Consider the following 17026-nt stretch of genomic DNA (forward strand, 5'->3'; position numbering starts at 1 on the left):
ACGGGACTTCCTCTTAACTTTTCATCGGTGCTTCAACATCGGAATAAACCTGCACGGCATCCGGCAGACGTTGACCCTGGATAGTGATGGCGTCCAGTGAGCGGGTGAGCTCGGTCATCTCAGCGGAAGTCAGCGATACGCCGGTAGCCGCTGTGTTTTGCAGCATATGGTCTTTATTGGTGGTGCCAGGAATGGGAACAATCCAGGGTTTACGGGCCAGGAGCCATGCCAGTGCAATCTGCCCCGGCGCGGCATTTTTTCTTATTGCCCAGGATTTCAGTAGTTCAACCAGCTGTAAGTTGTGTGGCAGGTTGTCAGGCGAGAAGCGTGTTTCTGTCGCGCGGAAATCACCGGTAGCGAACCGGGTATTCTCATCAATCCAGCCCGTTAAAAATTGCACGCCGAGTGGGCTCCATGGCACGAACCCAATGCCCAGTTCTTCACACACCGGAAATACCTGCTTTTCAGGGCCACGCCAGAGCATGGAGTATTCACTTTGTACAGCTGTAACGGGTAATGCTGCATGAGCGCGTCTCAACGTGTTGATGCCCATTTCAGACAGACCCCAGTGCAGGACTTTTCCTTGATCCATTAAATCTTTCACCACACCGGCGACATCTTCGATCGGGATCTGTGGATCAACCCGGTGTTGGTACAGTAAATCGATACGATCGGTACGCAGGCGTTTGAGCATGTTTTCGACGACCTGCCTGATATGCTCCGGCCTGCTGTTAAGGCCCGGCAGACGCTTTCCCGTCTGTTGGTCAATGTTCCAGCCAAACTTGGTGGCGATAACGATTTTGTCCCTGAACGGGGCGACGCCTTCCCCGAGAATTTTTTCGACTTCAAACGGGCCGTAGGCTTCAGCTGCGTCGAAGAACGTTACCCCTTCATCAAATGCCCGACGGATAACATTGATCATCTCAGGACGCCAGGGAACGGAGGTGTCGTATTTGCGACTCATGTTCTGCGCGCCCAGACCGACGGCAGAAACTTCCAGCTTCCCGAGTTTACGCTTGCCCGGAGCAGCATTGCGTTGGCTGGGTTGTCTGGATGAATCGACCTGAGAGGATTGGCTCGCCGCCGATACGTGGGGAATCAGCGAGGCGGCGGCAATACCGGCCCCGGCGACTAATAGCTTGCGCCGCTCTGGCATTGTTGGGGCATTCTGTCTTTTCATTGATCGCTCCTTTTCTCAGAAAACTGAACATGAATCGCATTTAAGCGAGACCATTCTGCCTTCTGATTGCCAACATAAAGCTGACGGTTACCTGACAGCGTTGTCAGAAACACTTATCCATCCCAGCCCGTTTCCTGACAAAAATGTTATTTCCCTGTCACGATGCTGACAGCCCTCTCCGCCTACTCTGAGCCTGCAAATTTGATTCCGCGAGCCTGTATAACCAGGCCAATACTCATCGGGAGAGATCATGAAATTCACGCTTATCAGTGCAATGCTACTCACGGCAATGGCCGGAGTGACCTCAGCCAATGCGGCTGATTACAAAAAAAATCCATTCACACTCGTCTATGACGGTGCCATAACTGAGAACGTCAAAGGCAAGGTCAACATTCATCCGGTGAAATACGATCTGCATGGCATTCAGATTGCTGCGAATGTCTATACCCCTGCTAACTACGATCCCGCCAAAAAATACCCTGCGGTGGTGGTTGCACATCCTAATGGTGGCGTAAAAGAGCAGGTCGCCGGGTTGTATGCCCAGCGTCTCGCCGAGCAGGGCTACATCACCATTACCGCCGACGCGGCTTATCAGGGTGCCAGCGGTGGGATGCCTCGCAGCGTGGATAAACCCGCTAATCGCATTGAGGATATCCACGGCATGGCTGACTACATAAGCCAGTATCCTGGTGTAGATACCGCCCGCCTTGGTCTGCTGGGTATTTGCGGTGGCGGCGGTTATTCACTTGTTGCGGCTGAAACTGACAAGCGGTTTAAATCGATAGCAACCATCAGCATGTTTAATTCAGGCCTTGTGCGCCGCAACGGCATGCAGGATTCACAGCTGGATACTATCCAGCAGCGTCTTCAGCAGGCTTCTGACGCACGTGCTCAGGAAGCCGCCGGAGGCGAAGTGCTTTACTCCGGCGATGCCAACCTGACTGATGAACAGATTGCTAAATTACCCTTTGCCTTGTATCGCCAGGGCTACGAGTATTACTGGAAAACCCACGCGCATCCGAACTCCACGTTTAAATACACCACCAGCAGTCTTCTGGATTTGATGAGCTTTGACGTAACGGACCATATCAATCTCATCAATAAACCGCTGCTGATGATTGCCGGTACAAAAGCGGATACGCTCTATATGACTGAAGACGCGTTCGCGAAAGCCACTGGTACGAAGGACAAAGAACTCTTCCTGATCGATGGCGCTACCCATATCGAGACGTATTGGGTGCCTGAATACGTTGATAAGGCTTTGCAAAAGTTAGACGTCTTCTTCGATAAGAATATTTAGTTAGCCTCCGATGACGCCCCAGCCGCGCAGGCTGGGGTGTGTCCATCAGCTGTAGCCACTTCCCGCTTGCGTATTCACGCGATAGACCCAGATTAACGAAGTTGCGGTTAAAGATAATTACGCTGCTTAAATAGGCGCTATGAATGGAATTCATAGACCTAATCTGGAGCAGGGAATGAAAAGGATGAGCCTGATGTGACAGGATGGATCGGGAGAGAGTGAATCATTCACTTCAAATTACTTTCAGGCGGAGAAGCAAATGAGTACGCAAGAGCCAACACTTAGTGAGGTAGTAAAAAACAGATACTCGGCTAGAGCCTTTCTTCCATCTCCCATCCCCAGCGATATCCTCAAAGACATTTTGCTCGAAGCGCAATGCGCACCATCCAACTGCAATACTCAACCCTGGTCCCTGCATATCGTTGCAGGAGATAAACTTCGTGAATTAAGCCATGCACTGACGGAAGATCTGAGGGCGGGGAACTACAGCCTTGATTTTACGTTTGATAAAGAAGCTTATCCCGAGCCATTCAGGCAACGGGCTTCGGAGCAGGGGCGCTCGTACTATCAGGCACTGGGCGTTGCGCGGGGGAATAACTTAAGTCGCTCAGAAGTGGTCGAGCGTAGTGTGAGATTTTTCGGCGCGCCTCATGTTGCCCTGCTGTTCATTCCTGCTGTAGGGGACAACGTTCGCGTAGCCTCTGACGCCGGTATGTATGCCCAGACATTCCTGCTTTCCCTGGCAGCTCGCGGTTACGCAGGCGTTCCACAGGCAGTGCTGAGTTATTTTGCCCAAACGGTGCGTCGAATATTAAATGTTCCTGAGGGCTTCAGGCTGCTTTACGGTATTTCGTTTGGGATCCCAGATAAAACGCATCCCTCCCTGAGCTACAGGGAAGGGCGGGTATCTCTGGACGAAAGTGTCGTCTGGCATCAATAACGACGTTTTATTTTTTTATCTGAACGGTCAGTGCCATCAGGGTGCTGGCTGCTGTAAACAACGCAATTATCCAGCCCATCGTCCATGGTGTGCCGTCACTGAACAGGGCAAGAAGAAGTGAAGAGATGATGCCGCTGCCGTATTGTAACGCACCCATTAGCGCCGATGCGGAGCCAGCCACATTAGGCACTGCGTCCAGAGCGCAAGCCGTGGATGTCGCCGCGATGATGCCATTCATAGAGAAGAACACGAACACAGCGCCGACAATCACGGTGATTCCACCCACACCCAGGCCGGTGGTGACTGCCAGCACTATTGCCGCAATAGCGGCGATGAATACGGCATTCCTGAGCAACGCTTCCAGTGGATAGCGGTGAACCAGACGTCTGTTGACCATGCTCACCGCCATCAGTCCAACAATGTTTACTGCAAACAGCCAACCGTAATGCTGCGGGTCAACGCCGAAGTACGTGATGTACACAAACGGGGAACCTGTGATAAAGGCGTAGGCTGCAACGTAGTAGAACGTCAGGCACAAAGTAAATCGCATGTATCTGGCGTTGGTGAGCAAGGCATAGTAGTTTTGAAAAGCTCTGGTTACGGAGGCTTGCGAGCGTTTTTCAGCAGGTAATGTTTCGGGTAACCAGAATAAAGACATCAGCATTAATGTTCCGATAATCGCCAGCAGCCAGAATATGGCATGCCACGAGGTGACTTTAATCATCTGCCCGCCGATCAGGGGCCCGGCAACCGGCGCGATGGCCATGATGATCATCAGAGTCGAAAGCATTTGTGCTGCACGAGTACGGCTAAACAGGTCACGGATCATTGCTCGAGCCAGCATCGGCCCGGTACAGGCACCTAACGCCTGAAAAACACGCCAGAAGACTATTTGCACGATATCTGTTGATAACGCGCAGCCCACCGAGCCGATGATGAACAGACCTAAACCGATAAACAGCGGTAGACGGCGTCCATAACGATCGCTAATTGGTCCCCAAATCAGTTGTGCAATGCAAAAGCCGATAAGAAACCCTGTGATTGTCAGCTCTGCGTCACCCTGCAAATCTTTGGCCATCATGGGCATAGCCGGAAGATAGATGTCAGTTGATAAAGAGGTTACAGCCATCAGGGCGCTGAGAATGAGTAGAAACGAGAGACCTGTTTTGTTAGCTATAGCCGACTGTGTACGCGCCTGTTGATTAAGCATGGGGATCCGTTGGACATGAAGAGATAGGGGTATGTTAACGGGTTTGTGTTCGCTGATAATCACAGGGGGAGGATAGGGACTATGAGTGATATTCATTAATCGAAAAGATTAGTGCAGGTTTTTTGGGGCCAGCGATAAGCAGTATTCTTATAGTGTTACCTCTTCCTGCATGTTGCTAAAGTCACCAGTACAACATGTCAGGCAATTGCGTTCAGATGACCGCTACCGTCGAAAGCAATACTGACAGAACTGTTCATGTTGTGACATATTATGATCCTTATGGTGATGTCCTGATTAATAAACATACGGTATATGTATGGTGTAGGTGATGCTTCAGATTAAAATAAAGGCTAAGCCCCGTATCTCCATTCAGAAATACCGGGCTTGTTGTTACCTGGCAATTAGCGCGAACACGCCCCAGCCAAAGTATTCCCGCGCGTAAGTTACGTGGCGTTTCGGCGAGAGTGATAGCTCGGCCCTGACTTCGGCGGCGAAGCCGTCGTCAGGATTCGCTTCCAGCCAGCGGCGCATGGTCAGCCATTTCGCGGCTTCATACCGGTCCCAGCCTTCCTGGTCTGCCAGTACCATTTCCACCACGTCGTAGCCGAGTTCATCGAACGCGTTGACAAGCCCTGGCAGCGTCAGGAAATCGGTCGTCGAGCTGACGCCGCAGGCCTGGGCAATCTCTTCCGTCGCAGGTAGCTGACGCCAGTAGGGTTCGCCGATAAGCATGATCCCGCCCGGTTTCAGGCTTTGTGCCAGCAGCTCGACGGTCCCGGCAAACCCACCGGCTATCCATGTCGCACCGACACAGGCTGCCACATCGCATTTCTCTTCTGTAACGTATCCGGCGGCGTCGTTATGTATGAACTGAACCCGGTTGCTGACGCCGAGCTCTTCGGCGCGGCGTCTGGCCTGCTCGCTGAACAACTGGCTCATATCGATACCGACACCGGTAATGGCGTGATCCCGGGCCCAGGTGCACAACATCTCGCCCGAGCCGCTGCCGAGGTCAAGAATGCGGGTGCCCGGCTTCATGCGCAGCACGCGACCCAGCGTGGCGTACTTCTCTTCGGTGAACGGGTTGTGGATGCGGTGCTCGCTTTCACTGATGGTAAAAATACGTGGGATATCCAATGTGGAATTCCTTTAATTGCGTTGAGTATTAAGAGGCTGTTTCTCTGAAATATTTGCTTTTTCAGCCAGCAGAACAAACAGCTTCCTTTCGAATGTCTCGCTGACTGGCCAGTCGTGGCTTTCAGGAGGAGGAAGCAGGGCAAACCCGGCATTGTCGAGCAGGCTGACGTACTCATCATCGCGCCAGGCCGTCATCTGGCTGCCGAAACGGGTGGTTTGACCGTTTGCTTCTATGGCCCAGAACTGCGTTGAGCTGGTCTGTGCTTCTTCATCCCAGCCATGTTCCGTCAGCAGCAGGTGAGGGACGCCCAGAAACAGCCCGTCGGGACAGCGTTGCCAGCTCGGTTCAGCCATTCCCTGACGCTTAACTTCGTCGAAAGTATGTACTTCAGTGAGCAGCCTGCCACCCGGCTCCAGCCACAGCGCGCAGCGGCTGACGAGTGAGCGCGCATCCGCCGTGCTAAACACATTCAGTTCCCCGAATGTCATCATGATGAAATTGAACGATTTATCCGGCCAGTATGCGCGGACATCCTGCTGAACATAATCGATATTCAATCCGGTGTTCTGCGCCTGCTGACGGGCCCAGCTCACGGATGCCGGTGAGAAATCCACGCCGGTGCAGTGAAATCCACGTTCCGCTAAGCGGTGGGTATAAAAGCCGGGGCCGCAGCCGAGATCGAGGATATATGCGCCAGGTGGTAACTGGCTGGCGATCCATTCGACCTGCTGCTCAATAACCTCCTGCCTGCGGCTGGCCCAGTCGTGCTCCTGCGACAAATGCTTCGCCAGCATGCGCTGGCTGAAGGCCGGTTCGTCCCAGGGAATTTTACTTTCCTGCGCCGACAGGTGAATGTGCCGGGACGCGGAAATAAGGGTGCTGATATCCATCATCCTCTCCTTAACGGTTATCGGGCTGGGCGCGGACGTTATTCAGCCCGGTAGTGTTAATGCGGTAGGGCTGACCGTTAACGGATTTGATCAGCTTTTTGGTTTTGAGCTTTTTGAAAACGGCGAGCGTGCAGTCAGCCAGCAGTAGCCCTTCGCGGCTATAGCATTCAACGGCGGTGACGCGGCCGGAGGTATTGCGGACGTGCACAATACGGCCACCTTTGGCGAGAACGTGTAAGGTACGTTGTTCCTGACGGGATAAATTCATACTGGAAAACCTGTTTAATCATCATGTGCAAAACGTGCAAACACACAGCGGTGTCCGCATTCGATTTCGGCGCATTGATAATCAGTCCGGCCTGGAAAGGTCGGTAAGCTGATTATCGGATGATTACATTCTCCAGCATCAAAGCCTCGGGTTGAGTTGAAAGGTATTTACGGGGTGAATGATAACACCTGATTTTTATAAGTGAATACCCAGGGGTGAAAAACGTGATCACGGTTGGCATCGGGCTGAGGAGAGGGAATCATTCCTAGCCGCTCTTAATTTTGCTGTCGACCTGAGGCTGTGGTTTGCTGAAAAGATATCCTTGCACAAGCTCGCAACCCAGAGCCTGAAGCCGCTCAAGCTGCTCTTCGGTCTCAACGCCCTCGGCTATAACGCCCATATTAAGGCTCTTAGCCATACCGGTAATAAGCTTCACAATATTAAGCGCATCTTCTTGTGTAGATATCGGATTGACAAAAGATTTATCGATCTTGATTTTATCAAAATTCAGTTCGCTGAGTCTGGAGAGCGACGAATAACCCGTGCCAAAATCATCAATGGAAATTCTTACGCCCAGTGCGCGGAGTTTTTTCAGAATCGCAATGGGGTTATTTCTGTCACTAAAGAGGGATGACTCCGTGACCTCTAACTCAAGACGGTTAGCCGGGAGCCCGGTCTCAGCCAGAACGGTCTGCACCGTATTAATAAATGATTTGCTGCCTAATTGAACAGGCGAGACGTTTACGGAGATCCTGGCCGGAACAGCCCAGGAGACCGCTTCCCTACAGGCCAGTTTAAGTACGGTTTTACCTATCTCGTTGATCATGCCTGTTTTTTCAGCGGCGAAAATAAAGCTATCCGGGGAAAGCATTCCCTTGACGGGGTGCATCCAGCGAATAAGCGCTTCATAGCCGTAAATTTCCTTGCTGACGGAATTCACAATAGGCTGGTAATAAACAATAAACTCATTGTTTTCTATCGCCCTTGCCATATCATTTTCAAGCGTTCTGCTCTCCTGCAACTTCTGAAGCATTCGCTGACGGAAAACTTTAATCTGCTGTGAGCCTGCCTTTTTGGCTTCATAGAGCGCCAGATCGGCGAACTTATAAAGATAATCAGCACGTCGTTCATTATCTGATAAAACAATACCCACGCAGGTGGCAATTTTTATGAGCTGGTTATTAATCGTATAGGGTTTACTGATATTCTCGCTGATTTCTCTAGCGCGTAAAACGGCTTCGCTTTCGTTTAACCCACTGGCTAAAAAAGCAAACTCGTCTCCGCCTAAACGGTAAAATCTGTCTGAAATATTGCTCATGGCGGTCAATCGCCTGGATACCTGACGTAACAGTAAATCGCCAGCATCATGACCATAGGTATCGTTGACCTCTTTGAATCGGTCTAAATCAAATAACATTACCGTAACGGGAACATGATTTTCTTCGGCCTCAAGATTGAGTTTGCTGAGCTCATCCCAGAAGTACAGACGGTTTTTCATGCCAGTGAGGGAATCATGGTAAACGTCATACTCTAGTTTTGAATTCTGAATCTGTAGGGTCTCCTTGGATAACTGGAGTTCTTCTGCAAGACTTTCAACCTGCCTGTGCGCTTTAAGGATGTTTTTATTTTGATAGATCGTTAAAAAACCCAGGATAATACTCAGAATGATCAGCAGTAAAGAGAGGGCTGAGTAAATATAATACAGGATCTGTATTTTATGGTTGCTACTGTTAATCGTGCTAATGTCTTTCGTTAACGCGCTTGATGAAAGCTGACTGAGTGGAGCATCCAGCAAATGCATGGTATGAAGGTATGTTTTTACATCCGAATGGCTCATTTTTTCGAGGTTAGCATCCAGATACGTAAGGATTTTATCAAGGCTTAACGCGAGGTCATGATGTGCCTGAACGTTTTTAATGTAATGTCCTAAATCCCCCTCCTTAAACAGATCATTCTGGCTTAGCATAATTTCCAGCCGCATCCGGACCTGGTCTATCGTAACGTCATCGGAATCGGTTGCGTACAGACCAAGCCATGATTCAAAGCGGTAATATTCGGATACCAGTTGGGCGACAGACCATGACTCCGTGTAATGAGTCAGTTTTTGGAGCTCCTGCTGTCGATCGTAAACAAGAAAAGCAATATATCCAGTGGTGATAAAAAGAGAAAAAATGATACCAACCAGTATCCTGTTCATTATGTTCTCCTGAACTGCTATTCAATCTTCATTTTGCTGACCTGCCATGCCGATCGCGAATAATATATCTGATTATTTAATTCAGGAAGACTGTCGTAGGGATATACAATGAATGCCGGCCCTTTATCTCGGATGCGCATATATTCACCATTAACCTTCAAAGCGAGTATGGCATTATATTTTTTAAAGTCGCTGAGCGGGATGGCTGTCGCGTAATCATTAAGCGCTATAACATTAACCACGTTACCCTTTGCGCCAATATAATCCATGAGTTTGCTCATTGGAACACCCTCAAACTTTGTGCGGCCATTATACCAGGGGGATGATGTCTGGAAGCTCACCATACCGAGTTTTTCAAGGCTGGCGATATCAAACACGGCTTTTCCACTTTCATTCGTGTTCTCGATATTACCGTAAATCGTTAAAATGGGTTTACCAGCAGGTTTTGGCAACTCACCAGCCAGGGTGACGCTTTGCACTAAAAAGCAGCACAGCATTAGGATTAATCGCATTTCAGCCTCCACGTTTTAACATAAGTATAAGAATTATAATTTAGTTATCCTACTAGTTTATATATTTTATCTCTCCCCACGTTATCCATCATAATCAGGATGTAAAAACGCCGTCAGTCGGCAGCCACCCGAGCGATGCTTAACCTTCTTACCGCAGACGCATGACAAGGAACCGTCCATCATGAAAAAAGATAGCTATGCCTTTTTAATTCCACTCATCGTTGGCGGGTTAGCGTTGATATTTGGCTTTGTTGTCTGGTCAATCGAGATTTATCGCGTGACATTTCTTACGGCCCTGGGGGAACAGTATCTTGCGGCTGTCACATTGCTGCTGCCGCTGGTGGCGATAGTGATGTTCGCCGCGAAGAGGGCGTTTAAAGACAAAACCCTTGTTGACGTTGTCAAACTTTACCTCGGCCTCATCATCTTCAGCCTGCCGGTTGCCATTTTCGTCATCTTTACCGCGGCCTGGCTACTGAACGGAGAATACTCTGCCTGGAGCCAACATTACCGGTATGAATCCGGCAGCAGAAATAGCTGTTCGGGGGCGGAAGTCTATGAGCCGGAACTCAAGAGAGAGATCCGCATCTGTTATCCTCAGGGATATTATTTAATCGATGGCACCCTGTACGTGGAAAAGCGGAGTAATTCGCTGGGTATGGTGGTGCTTTGGGCGATCGCGCGATCCTGAACCTCAGGCTCGAATAACCCCTTTAGCCCGCCTCCAGCATCCCAAAGCTGACAATCCGCGAGCGGCCCAGCTCTTTCGCCCGGTACAACGCGACGTCCGCCGCGCGCAGCAGATTATCGCTCTGGGCGTGCTGCGGATAGCTGGCGATCCCGATCGACACATCCACCGGGCCAATCTCCGAAAGCCCGTAGCGCAGCGAAAGCGCATGCACGCCGTTGTAGATCTCCGTTGCAGCGGCGTGCGCTGCTTCCTCATCTGCACCGGTAAGAAGCACCAAAAACTCTTCCCCCCCATAGCGGAAGGCCAGCCCGCTATCGTGTACCGCCCGTTGAATAATGGCTGCCACGCTTTTGATCACCAGATCGCCAGCCTCATGACCAAAGCGGTCATTAATGCTCTTGAAGTGATCGATATCGATCATCAGGCAGCTTACCGGCTTCTCGTTACGCACGGCCTGCTTCATTTGAGTACGTAACGTATCTTCCAGATGGTGGCGGTTACGCAGCCCCGTCAAGGGATCGAACAGGGCTTTTTCCAGCAGCGCATCGCGCAGCCGCTGGTTGGCCAGCGCCAGTCCCAGCGCCTCGGCCATCAGTTCCAGATAGGCGCGGGACGGCGCGGTTTCAGGCGTGATATCCTGGAATGAGAGCAATCCAATCGCCTCGCCCTGAGCAATCAGGGGAACGCACAGCGATTGCTGCGCCTGTGATTCGGGCAGATGATAACAGCCGATATCCGGCTCGCCGTTCACTGGCGGATGGCTTTGACCACGCCGGACGGCCCAGCATTCGTCAGGATGGAACGGCTTTTTATCCCCTTCTGGCGATAGCCATTCGGCCGTACAGCGCATCTGCCACGGCTCGCGTTCCAGAATATACAGACGCCCTGAAACCCCCGGCGCAATATTGGGTGCAAACAGCTCCGCCACATTCATCACGTCGGCAAAGTTTTCACAGCCCTGCAACCGCTGGGTCATTCGCGCCAGCAGTTCGCGGATGGCCCAGTCAGCATCGCGCTCTTTTTCCAGCCGCTGCCTTGCCAGCCCGTTCTCACGGAAGATGCGGATGGCCTGCGCCATATCACCGATTTCATCAACCTGGGTAAAGTTCGGCGTTTCGACGGCGTAATCCTGCGATGCAAGACGATGAACTACGTCACTCAGACGCACCACCGGACGGAGTACGCGGCGCTTGAGGATGAAAACCATCACAAACAGGAAGAGCAGGGCGGTCAGGCCGACCATCACCTCAGAGGCCGTTCGAAGCGTTTTGGACGTTTTGGTTGCGGCCTGCACGTCGGCAATAATGCGCTTGTCCAGCAGCATGCGAAAGCGTTCGATAGTGTTGTGTGCCCGTTCGAGTTCCAGCTCATAGCTCTTACCAAACAGCAGCGAAACGGCCTGCTGTTCCTCGCCACGGGCGATACCGTCAATGGCTGCCTGCTGTTCATCCTGGAGATCGTCTACAATTTTCAGTCCGTCGTACAGCAGCGCCAGCTCTTCGCCCGATGCCCCCGTATTTTTGAGCTGTCGCAGCGTGTGTTCGATATTCTTCAGCTCGGCTTCTTTCGCCTGATATTTCTCAAGCACCTCGGGCTCTTTTTGGATGACGTAAAGCCGCGCCAGATCGGAGAGCATCCAGGTGTCTGTCTCGATCTCCTCCGTCAGCTGATCGAAGACCTGGCGTTGTTTAACGGCTTCACGTTCGATGTTATCGGCGTGGGAAGCCATCAGCATGACGATGCCGGAGGCAATGGTCAGGCACACCGTGACACCATAAGCCCAGTTCGTGATCGTGGCGATTCGCACCTGTTGGATCCTTCTACGACAAATGTGAAAGAGCGTTCATTTCAGATTATAGAAAACCTCTGATTTATCGCGAAAAAAAAGGCGGCACAGGGCCGCCTCACAGAACGCCTTTCTTTATAGATCCGGAGAATTTCTCCCCTCTTCGATAAAGTCTGCGTCCAGCTCCTCGGCGTTGCCTGCGTGGTCGCGGCCGGAGAAGAGGTTCCAGCAGGCGATAAACAGAGCGGCAATCAGCGGCCCAATCACAAAGCCGTTAATGCCATACAGCTCCATACCGCCGAGCGTGGTAATCAGTATCAGGTAGTCCGGCATTTTGGTGTCTTTGCCCACCAGCAGCGGACGCAACAGGTTGTCCACCAGCCCGACGATAATGACGAAGAAGCCCACAATGAACAGACCCTGCCACAGCTGGTGAGTGGCAAACAGGAAGATGGCGGCGGGAACCCAGACGATGGCCGACCCAACGGCAGGCACCAGGGAGAGAAATGCCATCAGTGCGCCCCACAATACGCTGCCGTCAATACCGACAATAGCAAAGGCGATACCACCGAGCGTGCCCTGAACCACCGCCACGACCGCCGTGCCTTTTACCGTGGCGCGCGACACGCCGACAAACTTAGCGAACAGGTGCTGTTTGACGAAGTCAGACAGCGGCAGCGAGTCGAGGATCTGGCGCACCAGGTACGGCCCGTCTTTCAGCAAGAAAAACAGCAGATACAGCATAATGCCAAAGCTGATGGCAAAGCCGAACGTCCCTTTCCCAATCAGGAACGCGCTGCCCGCCAGATACTGCCCGCCCTGTAACGCGACATCGGAGAGTTTTTTCTGGATCTGCGCGGCGTTGGTCAGGTTGTGATCCGCCAGAAAGCCGCTGGCCCAGTCCGGCAGGCGGTTGAAGATACCGGCGATGACTTCCGGGAACTGCGTGTTGTTCTGTTGCAGCCTGGTGTAAACCATGTTCAGTTCCACCGCGAGCGAGGAAAGGATCACCATCAACGGAATAAACACAATCAAGCAGATAATGCCGAGTGTGAGGAGTGAAGCCAGCCCGTTGCGATCGCCCAGCGCGGTACGCAGTTTGTTTTTCACCGGGTTGAAAATGATGGTCAGGATCGCGGCCCACAGAATCGCCGAGAAATAGGGAGACAGCACGTCAAAGAAGGCCCAGGTTACAAGGGCCAGGATAAGAATAAAGAAACCTTTGGTCAGTCCGTTAAATCGCATAGTGAGTCCTGGTGAAGAAGAAACTGTGTCGACTATAGAACTGATTTAAGGATTTACCAATAATTGCGCTGAAGTCGCGCCGGGTGGCTTTTTGTTAACAATCGCGGTATAACACTCCCTCTTTGGATGTTTAGATGTCCATACGTTTAGAAGGTAACATGCAAACACAACAAGAAAACGGGCAACTTAAGCGCACCATGAAAACCCGCCACCTGATTATGCTCTCGCTGGGTGGCGTTATCGGCACAGGGTTATTCTTCAATACCGGATACATCATCTCGACAACCGGCGCGGCGGGCACGCTGCTGGCATATCTTATCGGTGCGCTGGTGGTCTGGCTGGTCATGCAATGTCTGGGCGAACTTTCCGTGGCGATGCCGGAAACCGGCGCGTTTCACGTCTATGCCGCCCGCTATCTCGGCCCGGCGACGGGGTATACCGTGGCGTGGCTCTACTGGCTTACGTGGACAGTGGCGCTGGGATCGAGCTTTACCGCGGCCGGGTTCTGCATGCAGTACTGGTTCCCACAGGTTCCCGTCTGGACGTGGTGCGTTGTCTTTTGCGCTGTGATTTTTGGTCTTAACGTGATTTCCACGCGCTTTTTCGCGGAAGGGGAATTCTGGTTCTCGCTGGTCAAGGTTATCACCATCGTCGCCTTTATTATTCTCGGCGGCGCGGCCATCTTTGGCTTTATCCCGATGGCGGACGGCTCTGCCGCGCCGGGACTAAGCAACATTACCGCCGAAGGCTGGTTCCCGCACGGTGGCCTGCCGATCCTGATGACCATGGTGGCGGTCAACTTTGCCTTCTCAGGAACGGAGCTTATCGGCATCGCGGCAGGGGAAACGGAAAACCCACACAAGGTTATTCCGGTTGCTATTCGCACCACCATCGCCCGGCTCATCATCTTCTTTATTGGCACCGTGTTTGTGCTGGCGGCGTTGATCCCGATGCAGCAGGCTGGCGTGGAGAAAAGTCCGTTCGTGCTGGTGTTTGAAAAGGTCGGCATTCCGTATGCGGCGGATATCTTTAACTTCGTGATCCTGACGGCGATCCTCTCGGCGGCGAACTCGGGTCTGTACGCCTCTGGCCGTATGCTGTGGTCTCTGTCTAACGAGAAAACGCTGCCGCGCTGCTTTGCCCGCGTCAACAAAAACGGCGTGCCGCTGACGGCGCTTTCTGTTTCCATGCTGGGCGGCGTGCTGGCGTTGTTCTCCAGCGTGGTCGCGCCGGATACGGTGTTTGTGGCCCTGTCAGCCATTTCCGGTTTTGCGGTGGTGGCGGTGTGGATTAGCATTTGCGCGTCGCACTTCGTGTTTCGTCGCCGTCACGTGCAGTCCGGCCAGCCGCTATCCGCGTTGCAGTATCGCGCGCCATGGTATCCGCTGGTGCCCGTGCTTGGCTTTATCCTCTGTCTGGTGGCCTGCGTCGGCCTGTGGTTTGACCCCAGCCAGCGTATTGCCCTTTATTGCGGGCTTCCGTTTGTCGCCCTGTGTTATGGTGCGTACTACCTGACCCGAAATCTGACCACGCAGGAGCCTGAACATGTCGCAGAATAATCCGCTTACCGCCCTCCTTGAAAAACAGCCGTTTGTCGTGCTGGATGGGGCGATGGCAACGGAGCTGGAAGCGCGCGGTTGTAACCTTGCCGACAGTCTCTGGTCGGCCAAAGTGCTGATGGAAAATCCGGAGCTGATCCGCGACGTACACCTCGACTACTACCGCGCGGGGGCACAGGTGGCGATCACCGCCAGTTATCAGGCGACACCCGCAGGCTTTGCCGCTCGCGGGCTGGACGAGTCGCAATCCCGGACGCTGATCGGCAAAAGCGTAGAGCTGGCACGCAAAGCGCGCGAAGCGTACCTGGCAGAGAACGCAAATGCAGGCACTTTGCTGGTGGCGGGATCTGTGGGCCCTTACGGCGCGTATCTGGCCGATGGTTCCGAGTATCGCGGCGATTATGTGCGTAGCGCTGAAGAATTTACCGCCTTCCACCGCCCGCGTGTAGAGGCGCTGTTGGATGCGGGCGCGGACCTCCTGGCCTGTGAAACGCTGCCTTCGTTCACTGAGATTAAGGCGCTGGCGGCGTTGCTGACGGCGTATCCGCGCGCCCGGGCATGGTTCTCATTTACCCTGCGTGACAGTGAGCACCTGAGCGACGGAACGCCGCTGCGGGATGTTGTTTCTGCTCTGGAAAGCTACCCGCAGGTTGTCGCGCTGGGGATTAACTGTATCGCGCTGGAAAACACCACGGCGGCGCTGACGCATCTGCACAGCCTGACGTCGCTGCCCCTGGTGGTCTATCCGAACTCCGGCGAGCATTACGATGCGGTGAGTAAAACCTGGCATCACCACGGTGAAACGTGCGAGACGCTGGCGGGGTATTTACCGCAGTGGCTGGAAGCAGGCGCGAAGCTGATTGGCGGCTGCTGTCGGACCACGCCGCAGGATATTGCTGCGCTGACGGTTCAGCGCTGAGGCCTTTGCCGGGCGGCGGCTGCGCCTTACCCGGCCTACAAATTGCACGAACCGTAGGCCGGGTAAGCGCAGCGCCACCCGGCGAAACAACCGCACAAAATTCACTATCCTTTCCCGCTTTTTTTCTAAAAACGAATCGTCATTAGCGATTCTTTTTTATTCCTTTATCAAAATTCTCGCGCCGGAAATACTGCCCTTATAACAACAAGGGGAGCAGACGGTATGGCAATTTCATCGCGAATCACGTTACTTGGTGCACTGGCGCTGTGGGTATTTCAGGCGCAGGCGGTGGACGTCACCGTGGCGTATCAGACTTCCGCGGAACCGGCGAAAGTCGCGCAGGCGGATAACACCTTCGCCAAAGCGAGCGGGGCGAACGTCAACTGGCGCAAGTTCGACAGCGGCGCGGCAATTGTGCGGGCGTTAGCCTCGGGCGACGTGCAGATTGGCAACCTGGGTTCCAGCCCGCTGGCCGTTGCCGCCAGCCAGCAGGTGCCGATTGAAGTCTTCCTGCTGGCATCGCAGCTCGGAAATTCCGAAGCGCTGGTGGTGAAGAAAAGCATCACGAAACCCGAAGATTTGATTGGCAAACGCATCGCGGTGCCGTTTATCTCCACCACGCATTACAGCCTGCTGGCAGCGCTGAAACACTGGGGTATTAAGCCGGGCCAGGTGCAGATCATCAACCTGCAACCTCCAGCGATTATTGCCGCCTGGCAGCGTGGCGACATTGACGGAGCATACGTCTGGGCGCCCGCCGTCAACGAGCTGGAAAAAGATGGCACCGTGCTGACCGACTCCGAAAAAGTGGGGCAATGGGGGGCGCCAACACTTGATGTCTGGGTCGTTCGTAAGGACTTTGCCGAAAAATACCCTGAAGTGGTGAAAGCCTTCGCCAAAAGCGCCATCGACGCCCAGCAGCCTTACATCAGCAACCCGGATGAATGGCTGAAACAGCCCGCCAACCTGGAGAAGCTCTCACGTCTGAGCGGCGTGCCGGAAGCTGACGTGCCCGGGCTGGTGAAAGGCAACACCTATCTGACACCTGCGCAGCAGGTCCAGCAGCTGAACGGGCCGGTGAGCAAAGCGATTGTCGACACTGCGACGTTCCTGAAAGAGCAGGGCAAAGTGCCTGCGGTGGCAGCGGATTACAGCCGGTTCGTGACCGACCGCTTTGTGAAATAAGGGGGC

The 17026-nt window shown here is 53.2% G+C and carries 15 protein-coding genes; 6 read left to right on the plus strand and 9 right to left on the minus strand.

Annotated elements, in window-relative coordinates:
- Positions 1-13: 13 nt before the first annotated feature.
- Positions 14-1180, minus strand: a complete 1167-nt coding sequence (locus HWQ15_RS13035; RefSeq protein WP_171936209.1) for an aldo/keto reductase — start codon at positions 1178-1180, stop codon at positions 14-16.
- 250 nt (positions 1181-1430) lie between these two features.
- Here HWQ15_RS13035 and HWQ15_RS13040 point away from each other — a divergent pair, with 250 nt between their 5' ends.
- Together HWQ15_RS13040 and HWQ15_RS13045 are read left to right on the plus strand one after the other, a co-directional pair.
- Positions 1431-2480 carry an alpha/beta hydrolase gene (locus tag HWQ15_RS13040; RefSeq protein WP_063146705.1) on the plus strand — a complete coding sequence of 350 codons (1050 nt, stop codon included), beginning with the start codon at positions 1431-1433 and terminating at the stop codon, positions 2478-2480.
- 259 nt (positions 2481-2739) lie between these two features.
- Positions 2740-3420, plus strand: a complete 681-nt coding sequence (locus HWQ15_RS13045; RefSeq protein ID WP_063149375.1) for a nitroreductase — start codon at positions 2740-2742, stop codon at positions 3418-3420.
- 7 nt (positions 3421-3427) lie between these two features.
- Here the strand turns inward: HWQ15_RS13045 and HWQ15_RS13050 are convergent, their stop codons facing one another.
- The 6 genes from HWQ15_RS13050 to HWQ15_RS13070 all read right to left on the minus strand — a co-directional run bounded on the left by HWQ15_RS13050 (position 3428) and on the right by HWQ15_RS13070 (position 9635).
- On the minus strand, positions 3428-4630 hold the full coding sequence (locus HWQ15_RS13050) for a multidrug effflux MFS transporter (RefSeq protein WP_176587394.1): 1203 nt from the start codon (positions 4628-4630) through the stop codon (positions 3428-3430).
- A gap of 390 nt (positions 4631-5020) precedes the next feature.
- Complete coding sequence (locus HWQ15_RS23205) at positions 5021-5767, minus strand: cyclopropane-fatty-acyl-phospholipid synthase family protein (protein ID WP_063149377.1); 747 nt, start codon at positions 5765-5767, stop codon at positions 5021-5023.
- Positions 5768-5779: 12 nt separating this feature from the next.
- Entirely contained in the window at positions 5780-6661 is an 882-nt protein-coding gene (locus tag HWQ15_RS23210) for a bifunctional 2-polyprenyl-6-hydroxyphenol methylase/3-demethylubiquinol 3-O-methyltransferase UbiG (RefSeq protein WP_223862020.1), read from the minus strand.
- Positions 6662-6668: 7 nt separating this feature from the next.
- A complete protein-coding gene (locus tag HWQ15_RS13060; RefSeq protein WP_022647185.1) occupies positions 6669-6926 on the minus strand; it encodes a YjhX family toxin in 258 nt (85 codons plus the stop codon).
- Between the two features lie 265 nt (positions 6927-7191).
- The gene (locus HWQ15_RS13065) at positions 7192-9123 is read right to left on the minus strand and encodes a bifunctional diguanylate cyclase/phosphodiesterase (RefSeq protein ID WP_063149379.1); all 1932 of its coding nucleotides are present in this window, start codon (positions 9121-9123) and stop codon (positions 7192-7194) included.
- A 17-nt stretch (positions 9124-9140) separates the two neighbouring features.
- Entirely contained in the window at positions 9141-9635 is a 495-nt protein-coding gene (locus HWQ15_RS13070; RefSeq protein ID WP_022647187.1) for a molybdopterin-dependent oxidoreductase, read from the minus strand.
- 181 nt (positions 9636-9816) lie between these two features.
- Here HWQ15_RS13070 and HWQ15_RS13075 point away from each other — a divergent pair, with 181 nt between their 5' ends.
- Positions 9817-10326, plus strand: coding sequence for a hypothetical protein (locus HWQ15_RS13075; protein WP_063148326.1), 510 nt, complete (start codon positions 9817-9819; stop codon positions 10324-10326).
- Positions 10327-10348: 22 nt separating this feature from the next.
- Here the strand turns inward: HWQ15_RS13075 and HWQ15_RS13080 are convergent, their stop codons facing one another.
- Positions 10349-12133 (minus strand): diguanylate cyclase, encoded by a 1785-nt coding sequence (locus tag HWQ15_RS13080; RefSeq protein WP_063149380.1) that lies wholly within the window; start codon positions 12131-12133, stop codon positions 10349-10351.
- A 114-nt stretch (positions 12134-12247) separates the two neighbouring features.
- On the minus strand, positions 12248-13357 hold the full coding sequence (locus HWQ15_RS13085) for an AI-2E family transporter (RefSeq protein WP_022647190.1): 1110 nt from the start codon (positions 13355-13357) through the stop codon (positions 12248-12250).
- 158 nt (positions 13358-13515) lie between these two features.
- Here HWQ15_RS13085 and mmuP point away from each other — a divergent pair, with 158 nt between their 5' ends.
- From mmuP to tauA, 3 genes are all read left to right on the plus strand, one after another.
- Complete coding sequence (gene mmuP, locus HWQ15_RS13090; RefSeq protein WP_023305550.1) at positions 13516-14916, plus strand: S-methylmethionine permease; 1401 nt, start codon at positions 13516-13518, stop codon at positions 14914-14916.
- On the plus strand, positions 14903-15835 hold the full coding sequence (mmuM, locus tag HWQ15_RS13095; protein WP_058645979.1) for a homocysteine S-methyltransferase: 933 nt from the start codon (positions 14903-14905) through the stop codon (positions 15833-15835). Before mmuP ends, mmuM begins: the two co-directional genes overlap by 14 nt.
- 222 nt (positions 15836-16057) lie before the next feature.
- Entirely contained in the window at positions 16058-17020 is a 963-nt protein-coding gene (tauA, locus tag HWQ15_RS13100) for a taurine ABC transporter substrate-binding protein (protein ID WP_063149381.1), read from the plus strand.
- The last annotated feature ends 6 nt before the right edge of the window (positions 17021-17026 follow it).

Origin of the sequence: Enterobacter sp. DSM 30060 (assembly GCF_013375955.1) — a bacterium.
Classification (GTDB): Bacteria; Pseudomonadota; Gammaproteobacteria; order Enterobacterales; family Enterobacteriaceae; genus Enterobacter; species Enterobacter intestinihominis.

Bases quoted from the DNA above. Each gene is read 5' to 3' on its own strand.
- HWQ15_RS13035 (WP_171936209.1), bottom strand. From the start codon at position 1,180: ATGAAAAGACAGAATGCCCCAACAATGCCAGAGCGGCGCAAGCTATTA.
- HWQ15_RS13040 (WP_063146705.1), top strand. From the start codon at position 1,431: ATGAAATTCACGCTTATCAGTGCAATGCTACTCACGGCAATGGCCGGA.
- HWQ15_RS13045 (WP_063149375.1), top strand. From the start codon at position 2,740: ATGAGTACGCAAGAGCCAACACTTAGTGAGGTAGTAAAAAACAGATAC.
- HWQ15_RS13050 (WP_176587394.1), bottom strand. From the start codon at position 4,630: ATGCTTAATCAACAGGCGCGTACACAGTCGGCTATAGCTAACAAAACA.
- HWQ15_RS23210 (WP_223862020.1), bottom strand. From the start codon at position 6,661: ATGATGGATATCAGCACCCTTATTTCCGCGTCCCGGCACATTCACCTG.
- HWQ15_RS13060 (WP_022647185.1), bottom strand. From the start codon at position 6,926: ATGAATTTATCCCGTCAGGAACAACGTACCTTACACGTTCTCGCCAAA.
- HWQ15_RS13065 (WP_063149379.1), bottom strand. From the start codon at position 9,123: ATGAACAGGATACTGGTTGGTATCATTTTTTCTCTTTTTATCACCACT.
- HWQ15_RS13070 (WP_022647187.1), bottom strand. From the start codon at position 9,635: ATGCGATTAATCCTAATGCTGTGCTGCTTTTTAGTGCAAAGCGTCACC.
- HWQ15_RS13075 (WP_063148326.1), top strand. From the start codon at position 9,817: ATGAAAAAAGATAGCTATGCCTTTTTAATTCCACTCATCGTTGGCGGG.
- HWQ15_RS13085 (WP_022647190.1), bottom strand. From the start codon at position 13,357: ATGCGATTTAACGGACTGACCAAAGGTTTCTTTATTCTTATCCTGGCC.
- mmuP (WP_023305550.1), top strand. From the start codon at position 13,516: ATGCAAACACAACAAGAAAACGGGCAACTTAAGCGCACCATGAAAACC.
- mmuM (WP_058645979.1), top strand. From the start codon at position 14,903: ATGTCGCAGAATAATCCGCTTACCGCCCTCCTTGAAAAACAGCCGTTT.
- tauA (WP_063149381.1), top strand. From the start codon at position 16,058: ATGGCAATTTCATCGCGAATCACGTTACTTGGTGCACTGGCGCTGTGG.